The sequence below is a fragment of the Companilactobacillus paralimentarius DSM 13238 = JCM 10415 genome (assembly GCF_001434985.1).
GTDB lineage: Bacteria > Bacillota > Bacilli > Lactobacillales > Lactobacillaceae > Companilactobacillus > Companilactobacillus paralimentarius.
In genome coordinates, this window is the sequence record NZ_AZES01000071.1 from 1 (window position 1) to 8,548 (window position 8,548).

The following is an 8,548-nucleotide window of genomic DNA, read 5'->3' on the forward strand; positions in this document are numbered from 1 at the left end:
ACTTGGATTCAATTTATTTTGTCCAAGTGGCTAACTTGTTATTGAAATTTTCGAAAAAAGTTCTTCGATTTTTTAGCCTATAATTATATGTTGATTAGATAATTAGAATTAGATTACCGATAACACGGTAAAAAAGATTGGGTTGTGAAAATTTTTGATATTTTTTCAAAAGAGCCATGATTAAAACGAAAATTATAATAATAAAAGTCGTCCAGATATTAATATAATTTAAAATAAAGAGCATGAATGAAAGAATAGAGAAAACAATCAATTGCAGATAATCATATTTAGTTCCTTCAAAATAATCTATTAAGACGCATGCCAAGTTAATCAATAGTAACGGTACTACGAAATTAATGGAAATAAAATGCATGTATGTAAATGCTAAGGCTATGGACATAAAACTAGGTACGATAAAATCTTCAATCAGTGAAGCAATGTTCTGATAATTGTCTGGTAAATATTTGAGCATATATAGGAAGACCAATTGCACAAAAATCAAAATAATAACGAATTTATTGAGTGAATGTATTGAAAGAATAGCTAATAAAAGATAAATGCCACTGTACAGTAAATGGAAGTATTTATTAGGATTTAAAGTGATAATATATTCTTTATAGAGAGCCACCATCGCAATCATGATAATTAGAAAACCATGAATGGTATAGTTGTTCAAATTATGTACAAAAATAAAAATAAATGGAAAAATATGATAACTAATAAATTCAATGAGGGATGCTAATATTTTTTTAGATTTTAAATTGTTCATGTGAGCTCCTTAATACTTATAAAATCATATTAATGTAAGAAAAGTTTAACGTCAATCGCTGATTTTTTATGAAAATCGGCTAATTTTGTGTTAACCTATTAAAAGGTTCCTGATGGGATCCTTTTTTTGCGAGGAGAGGCCCTGTAACCGAAAAGGTGGAAAGAAAATTATGTCAAAAAATTATTTATTTACTTCTGAATCAGTTTCAGAAGGACATCCAGATAAAGTTGCTGATCAAATAAGTGATGCAATTCTCGATGCTATTTTAGCAAAGGATAAAGATGCACGTGTTGCATGCGAAACAACTGTTACAACAGGTTTAGTCCTAGTTGTTGGTGAAATATCAACTTCCGCATATGTTGATATTCAAAGTGTTGTTCGTAAGACCATTACCGATATTGGTTATGATGGTTCTAACCCAGGATTTGATGGTAATAGTTGCGCCGTATTGGTAGCACTAGATGAACAATCTCCTGATATTGCACAAGGTGTTGATGATGCGCTTGAACAACGTGATAATCATCAAGATACTGATCCATTGGACCAAATTGGTGCCGGTGATCAAGGCTTCGTCTTTGGATTCGCTACAAATGAAACAAAGGAATTCATGCCTTTGCCAATCTCTTTAGCTCACAAGTTAATGAGAAAGACAGCTGAAGTTAGAAAGAACGGTACAATCGATTACTTGATGCCAGATGCTAAATCACAAGTAACAATTGAATATGATGGTAATGACCATCCGGTTCGTGTTGATACGATTGTTATCAGTACGCAACACAAGGCTGAAGCTAGTTTAGACCAAGTCAAAAAAGATATTAAGAAATATGTTATTGACGAAGTTGTACCAGCTAATATGATTGATGAAAAAACTAAGATCTTGATCAATCCTACTGGCCGCTTTGTTATTGGTGGACCAGAAGGAGATTCAGGTCTTACAGGACGTAAAGTTATCGTTGATACTTACGGTGGTTTTGCTCGTCATGGTGGTGGTGCCTTTTCTGGTAAGGATGCTACTAAAGTTGACCGTTCAGCAAGTTATGCTGCAAGATATATCGCAAAGAACCTTGTTGCAGCGGGCGTTGCTGAAAAGGTTGAAATTCAAATTGCATATGCTATTGGTGTTGCCAGACCTGTATCAATTCATGTGGATACATTTGGTACTAGTGACTTTTCAGAAGAACAAATTGAAGAAGTTATCAATAAGTTCTTTGACTTACGTCCACTAGGTATCATAGAGATGCTTGATTTACAAAGACCAATTTATAAGAAGACGGCTGCTTATGGTCACTTCGGACGTACAGATATCGATTTACCATGGGAAAAACTTGATAAAGTTGATGATATTAAGAGTTTCTTGAAAATTTAATCGATGATTAGCAGAGGCGTTCTTTAAAGTTTAACTTTAGGGAGGGTCTCTTTTTTTATGGGAGGAATTGTTTAAATGACACAAAAGAATCAATCAAATGTTGTAATTGTCACGATTGCCGTGTTTATTGCTACATTTATGACTGCAATAGAAGGTACAATCGTTTCAACAGCCATGCCAACTATTATTGGAAGCTTGCATGGGGTCAGCTTGATGAACTGGGTTTTCTCAATATATTTATTGATGACAGCCGTAGCAACGCCAATTTATGGTAAATTATCCGATATAATTGGTAGAAAACCAGTATTAATGATTGGTTTAATCCTATTCGTTATTGGTTCGACATTATGTGCAATGTCTAATTCAATGTTGACTTTAATTCTAGCGCGTGTAGTTCAAGGAATTGGTTCAGGGGCAATTCAGCCATTAACGTTTACAATTATTGCTGATATCTATCCTCTAGATAAACGTGCTAAGATATTGGGATTCAACGGATCAGCTTGGGGAATTGCTGCTATTATTGCTCCTTTGTTAGGTGGTTTTATAGTTGAAAAAATGAGCTGGCACTGGGTATTTTTAATCAATTTGCCCGTAGGTTTATTAACGATGAGTTTGATTTGGATCTTCTTTAAGGAAGAAAAACGGGAACATGAGAAGTTGAGAATTGATTATGTGGGTACTATTTTATTAATTTTGATCTTATTGCCATTAATGTTGGCTTTGCAAAATATTGGTAGTAGTAATATGTTTTTACCAATTGGTTTAACAGCTATTTCAATTATTTCTATCTTTCTGTTCATCCATGTTGAAAAACATGTTGCTGATCCAATTTTACCTTTGGAGCTATTTAAGAATAAAACTTTTGTTATTCAAAATTTATTAGCTTTGATTGTTAGTGGTTTCTTGATTGGTTTTGAAGCTTATATTCCTACTTGGATGCAAGGAATTCTTGGTTTAAGTCCATCTATGGGTGGTTTTGCAGTTACACCTAGTTCAATTGTTTGGATTTTTGGATCATTCTGGGCTGGAACTTTGATAAAAAAAATGGCACCCAATCGTGTCATTTATATCAGTCTCTTTTTCCTAGCAATTGCTAATGGTTTGCTCTTAATGGCAGGTCCTACAACGCCGTTTGTTTATTTTTGTGGTTTAGCTGCAGTAGCCGGATTAGGATTCGGTTTAACGATTACTACGACTACAGTTACAGCTCAAACTGTAGTTGATCCCGAGAATGTTGGGGTTGCTACTAGTTTCAATACTTTATTGAGAACTATTGGTCAATCCATGATGGTTTCCGTTTATGGAATCATTTTAAATACTGCTTTAGCTCGTGGTGCAGCCGAAAATAAGAATATATCGGTTGATATGATGAATAAGTTGATTGATCCACAAACAGCTAACTCATTGCCACATCAACTTTTGCCCAAAATGCGACAAATTCTTTTTTCAGGATTGCACAATATCTACGTTGCATCTCTTGTATTATTAATATTGGGTTTAATTCTTAATGCCTTTGAGTTGAAGAATCGAAAGATCCTTGGCTCTAAATAATAGAGTGTTAAAAGTTATGACTATAGCTGCGAGTGTATAACCACCTAGAACATCACTGGGATAATGTACACCTAAAAAAATTCGGCTGTAACCAACTAGTAATACCATAATAATTGTCATTATACTAATAAATACTTTGATTTTTAATTGTTTGAAAATATGAAGACTAATAATTAAAAGTGATATGTATAATGCAAATGAGCTTGCTGAATGACCACTTGGAAAACTATAACCACCAGCGAAAACATAATGGTAATGACTTGGTCGAGGTCGTTCTATTGTGTTTTTTATTAGACTGTTGAATAGAGCAACGACGACTTTATTCAGGACTAAATAGATAGCGGCGTAGTAATATTTCTTAATCACTAATAGAATAAAGAATATTGCTGCAATCAATATTGTGGGAAAAGTGTCACCAAGATTGGTAATTGGTCTAAAGATGCTCAATGAAAATTGATTATGATGGTAGATTTGTTGTATAAGATTTGTGTCAAACTGAGTAATGATTTTACTTTTTAAAGTTACATTTATACTCCAAAAGGTAAAAAATATTACTAAAATGATTAATAAAAGGGATATTTTTTTAGATATTTTCATAATTTTTAGTCTCTCTATTGTTTAAGATTTTGTTAAGAAATATAATAAAGATAAAGATTTTGAGGGAGAGCAAAATACTTATGGTTATTACACGTCGTGAAAGAAGACTTGAAGATAGTCGATTGACTAGATTAAATAATAAAAAAAGTAAGAATGCAAACTTGCGCAAGAATATGACTATATTAGGGTCCAGCATGTTTGTTGGTGCTGCAGTAGCTGAAATTGCTAATGTATCTGCTCCAACACCTGTTAAAGCTGAAGCCTTATCTGTAAATAATTTGATATCTCAAAATTCAGCTGTAACAACTACGCCAGTTAGTTCCAAGGGTGTAGGGGATCAAGAATTTATTGATTATATTGGTAATTCTGCTCGAAAGCTTGCCTCAAACAACGACCTCTATGCGTCAGTTATGATTGCTCAAGCCATGATTGAAAGTGGTTGGGGAACTAGTGGTTTAGCTAGTGCACCTAATTATAATCTATTTGGCATTAAGGGTGAATATAACGGTGCATCAGTTAATATGGGAACACAAGAAGATGATGGGACTGGTAGTCTCTATTCAATTAGTTCTAACTTCAGAAAATATCCATCATATAAGGAATCGCTTGAAGATTACGTTTCACTATTAAGAGGTGGAACAACGGGTAATTCGCAATTGTACGCCGGTGCTTGGAAGAGTAATACTAATTCGTATAAAGATGCTACTAAATTTTTGACAGGTCGTTATGCTACCGATACAACTTATGCATCTAAACTAAATAGTATGATTGAAAAGTATAATTTAACTCAATTTGATGATGCTAGTGCCAAGACTTATACAGTTGCTCAAGATGATACTTTGCAAACAATTGCTACTAAATTTAATATTTCAGTTGAAGATTTAATGAATATGAATAATCTTAAGACTGATAATTATATTTATCCAGGCAAGACTTTGATCATTAGTCAGGCTACTACAACTGATAATCAAACTACAACTACTAATACGACTAATACAGCCAATAATGGCAATTTGGTTAATACTTCTAATAAGACTGAAGCTGACAAAGATAGTGATAAGGGAAATGTTGGTGATGTCTATGGAAGTAAACAAGCTCCAGTTATTGTTCAGGATGAACGTAGCGGAGTAAAGAAGTATGTTCCATCCGATAATTCGGATTCAGATTCAACTGCTATCAATGTTGAAAATGATTATAGTGATAATAATTCCAGTAGTGACAAAAGCAGTCAGACTAGTAAATCAGTAACCGTTCAAAATGGTGACACAATTGACTCCATTGCATCACAAGCTGGGACAACGATTGATAATATTAATAAATTAAATAATCTTAATTCGGATTTATTGGTTGTCGGACAAACATTATTGGTATAAGATATAAAGCAACGGAAGTAGTAGATTATAAAATACTTTACAGAAAGCGCATGGTGGTGTGAATGCGTAAGTTTTTATTTTCGAACTCGTCCACTAATGATAGTTGCCGAACTTAAGTAAGTGGCTACGCTTGATCCTCGTTAAGGATTTTGAGAGTCGTACTTATTTAGGTACGGAACTTAGGTGGTAACGCGATAACTCGTCCTATGATTATATTAATCATAGGATTTTTTTTGTATAGGAGGAAAAAATATGTACAATCACAATACCGTTGAAAAGAAATGGCAAAAGTATTGGAAGGAACACGAAACTTTCAAGACTACAACTGATCCAAACAAGAAAAACTTTTACGCTTTGGATATGTTCCCATACCCCTCAGGTCAAGGACTTCATGTAGGTCACCCAGAAGGGTATACAGCTACAGATATTATTTCCAGAATGAAGCGTGCCCAGGGTTACAATGTTTTACATCCCATGGGATTTGATGCTTTTGGACTACCAGCTGAACAATATGCCTTGAATACTGGTCATACTCCAGCAGATTTTACTGAAAAAAATATTCAAAACTTTAAGCGTCAAATTAATTCATTAGGCTTCTCATATGATTGGGATCGTGAAGTTCAAACAACTGATCCTAAGTTCTACAAATGGACACAATGGATTTTTGAACAAATGTACAAAAAGGGTTTAGCTTATGAAGCAGAGGTTCCAGTTAATTGGTCTCCAGACTTGGGAACTGTAGTTGCTAATGAGGAAATTATTGATGGTAAGACGGAACGTGGTGGTTTCCCAGTTATTAGAAAACCAATGCGTCAATGGATGCTAAAAATTACAGCTTATGCTGACAGATTAATTGATGACTTGGATGACATTGATTGGCCCGAAAGTATTAAGGAAATGCAAAGAAATTGGATCGGTCGTTCAGTTGGTGCTCAAATTACTTTCCCATTAGTAGATCATGATAAGAAAGTAAATATCTTTACTACTAGACCAGATACTGCTTTTGGTGTTCAATATATGGTTTTGGCACCTGAACATGAACTTGTTGATGAAATTACTACTCCAGAGCAAAAAGCAGCTGTTGATGCTTATAAGGAAGAAGTTTCACACAAGTCTGATCTTGATAGAACTGACTTGAATGATGAAAAAACTGGTGTCTTCACTGGTGCATATGCGATTAATCCAGTTAATGGTGAAAAAATTCCTGTTTGGATTTCTGATTATGTACTTGTTACATATGGAACAGGTGCTGTTATGGCCGTTCCTGCCCACGATGATCGTGATTTTGCTTTTGCAAAGAAATTCAATCTACCAATGAAACAAGTTATTGAAGGCAATCTTGAAGATGGTGCAATTACTGGTGATGGTAAGCATATTAACTCTGATTTTCTAGATGGCTTGAATAAGGAAGATGCCATTAATCGTATGGTTGAATATCTAGAAGATAAAGGTATCGGTGAAAAGAAAGTTAATTATCGTTTACGTGATTGGGTTTTCTCACGTCAAAGATATTGGGGTGAACCAATTCCAGTTATTCATTGGGAAGATGGTACGACTTCACTTGTTCCTGAAGACGAGTTGCCACTTAAGTTACCAGAAGATAGTGATATTAAGCCATCTGGTACTGGTGAAAGTCCATTAGCTAACTTAACTGACTGGGTAAATGTAGTTGATAAGAATGGCCGTAAAGGTCGTCGTGAAACTAATACAATGCCACAGTGGGCTGGTTCATCATGGTACTATTTGAGATACATTGATCCACATAATGACAAAGAGCTAGCTGACTATGATTTGTTGAAACAATGGCTACCAGTTGATCTATATATTGGTGGTGCTGAACATGCTGTCTTGCATCTATTGTATGCAAGATTCTGGCATAAGGTATTATATGATTTGGGTGTTGTTCCAACTAAAGAACCATTCCAAAAGTTATTTAATCAAGGAATGATCTTGGGTAAGGGTCATGAAAAGATGTCCAAATCAAAGGGTAACGTAGTTAATCCAGATGATGTTGTTGAACAGTATGGTGCCGACACATTGAGAACTTATGAAATGTTCATGGGACCTTTGGATGCTTCAATTGCTTGGTCCGAAAATGGACTTTCCGGTTCATCCAAGTTCTTGGATCGTGTATGGAACCTCTTTATTAATGATGATGATTACAGCACATTGCGTGACGGTTTCCTAACTGATGAAAATGACGGTAAACTGGATAAGGTTTACAATGAAACAGTTAAGAAAGTTACAGAAGATTATGATGCATTGCATTTCAATACAGCCATTTCTCAAATGATGGTCTTCGTTAATGAAGCACATAAGGTTGAATCAATGCCTAAATCTTATGCTGAAGGATTGGTAAAATTATTAGCACCAATTGCTCCTCATATGATGGAAGAAATTTGGAATAAGCTAGGCCATTCTGAATCAATATCATACGCTGCATGGCCAACATACGATGAAAGTAAATTAGTTTCAGATACAGTTGAAATCATTGTTCAAGTTAACGGAAAACTTAGAGATAAGATAGAAGTTGCTAATGGTACAGCCAAAGATAAGCTAGAAGAATTGGCTCTTGCTGATGAAAAAGTTAAGAAGTTTACTGACGGCAAGAACGTTGTCAAAGTAATCGTTATTCCTAATAAGATTGTTAATATCGTAGTTAAATAGTATTCAAAAAGAGGTTTCGGAAAATTTTCCGAAACCTCTTTTAGGTTGGATAGTAGGCTAAATTGGACATTAAAGGGTGAGGGTTGATATTTGTATTAAATGAATAATTGCGTGAAACTACTTTTTTGTGTAAATGAATAATAAAATTTGCCTAAATACCCAACGAATTACATTCGAAAATTTCAATAACAAGTTAGCCACTTGGACAAAATAAATTGAATCCAA

The 8,548-nt window shown here is 34.4% G+C and carries 6 protein-coding genes, 1 riboswitch and 1 other annotated feature; of the genes, 4 read left to right on the forward strand and 2 right to left on the reverse strand.

The genetic code is table 11. The features are described 5' to 3' along the window. Positions 1 to 94: 94 nt before the first annotated feature. Positions 95 to 769, reverse strand: a complete 675-nt coding sequence (locus tag FD33_RS06755) for a hypothetical protein (protein WP_025086055.1) — start codon at positions 767 to 769, stop codon at positions 95 to 97. A 93-nt stretch (positions 770 to 862) separates the two neighbouring features. Beyond that, positions 863 to 941, forward strand: a riboswitch (SMK box riboswitch). On the opposite strand from FD33_RS06755, the gene metK reads away from it, so the two are divergent. Both metK and FD33_RS06765 read left to right on the forward strand, forming a co-directional pair. Then, complete coding sequence (metK, locus tag FD33_RS06760; RefSeq protein ID WP_025086056.1) at positions 939 to 2,135, forward strand: methionine adenosyltransferase; 1,197 nt, start codon at positions 939 to 941, stop codon at positions 2,133 to 2,135. (Overlaps the previous riboswitch by 3 nt.) Before the next feature lie 75 nt (positions 2,136 to 2,210). After that, on the forward strand, positions 2,211 to 3,686 hold the full coding sequence (locus FD33_RS06765; RefSeq protein WP_025086057.1) for an MDR family MFS transporter: 1,476 nt from the start codon (positions 2,211 to 2,213) through the stop codon (positions 3,684 to 3,686). Here the strand turns inward: FD33_RS06765 and FD33_RS06770 are convergent. Further along, positions 3,633 to 4,283 (reverse strand): phosphatase PAP2 family protein, encoded by a 651-nt coding sequence (locus FD33_RS06770; protein ID WP_025086058.1) that lies wholly within the window; start codon positions 4,281 to 4,283, stop codon positions 3,633 to 3,635. The two genes, FD33_RS06765 and FD33_RS06770, sit on opposite strands and share 54 nt — an antisense overlap. An 80-nt stretch (positions 4,284 to 4,363) precedes the next feature. Here FD33_RS06770 and FD33_RS13080 point away from each other — a divergent pair, with 80 nt between their 5' ends. Both FD33_RS13080 and leuS read left to right on the forward strand, forming a co-directional pair. Continuing rightward, positions 4,364 to 5,656 carry a glucosaminidase domain-containing protein gene (locus FD33_RS13080; protein ID WP_025086059.1) on the forward strand — a complete coding sequence of 431 codons (1,293 nt, stop codon included), beginning with the start codon at positions 4,364 to 4,366 and terminating at the stop codon, positions 5,654 to 5,656. Continuing rightward, positions 5,655 to 5,866, forward strand: a binding site (T-box leader). (Overlaps the previous gene by 2 nt.) A gap of 42 nt (positions 5,867 to 5,908) precedes the next feature. Continuing rightward, positions 5,909 to 8,323, forward strand: a complete 2,415-nt coding sequence (gene leuS / locus FD33_RS06780) for a leucine--tRNA ligase (RefSeq protein WP_025086060.1) — start codon at positions 5,909 to 5,911, stop codon at positions 8,321 to 8,323. Positions 8,324 to 8,548: the final 225 nt, after the last annotated feature.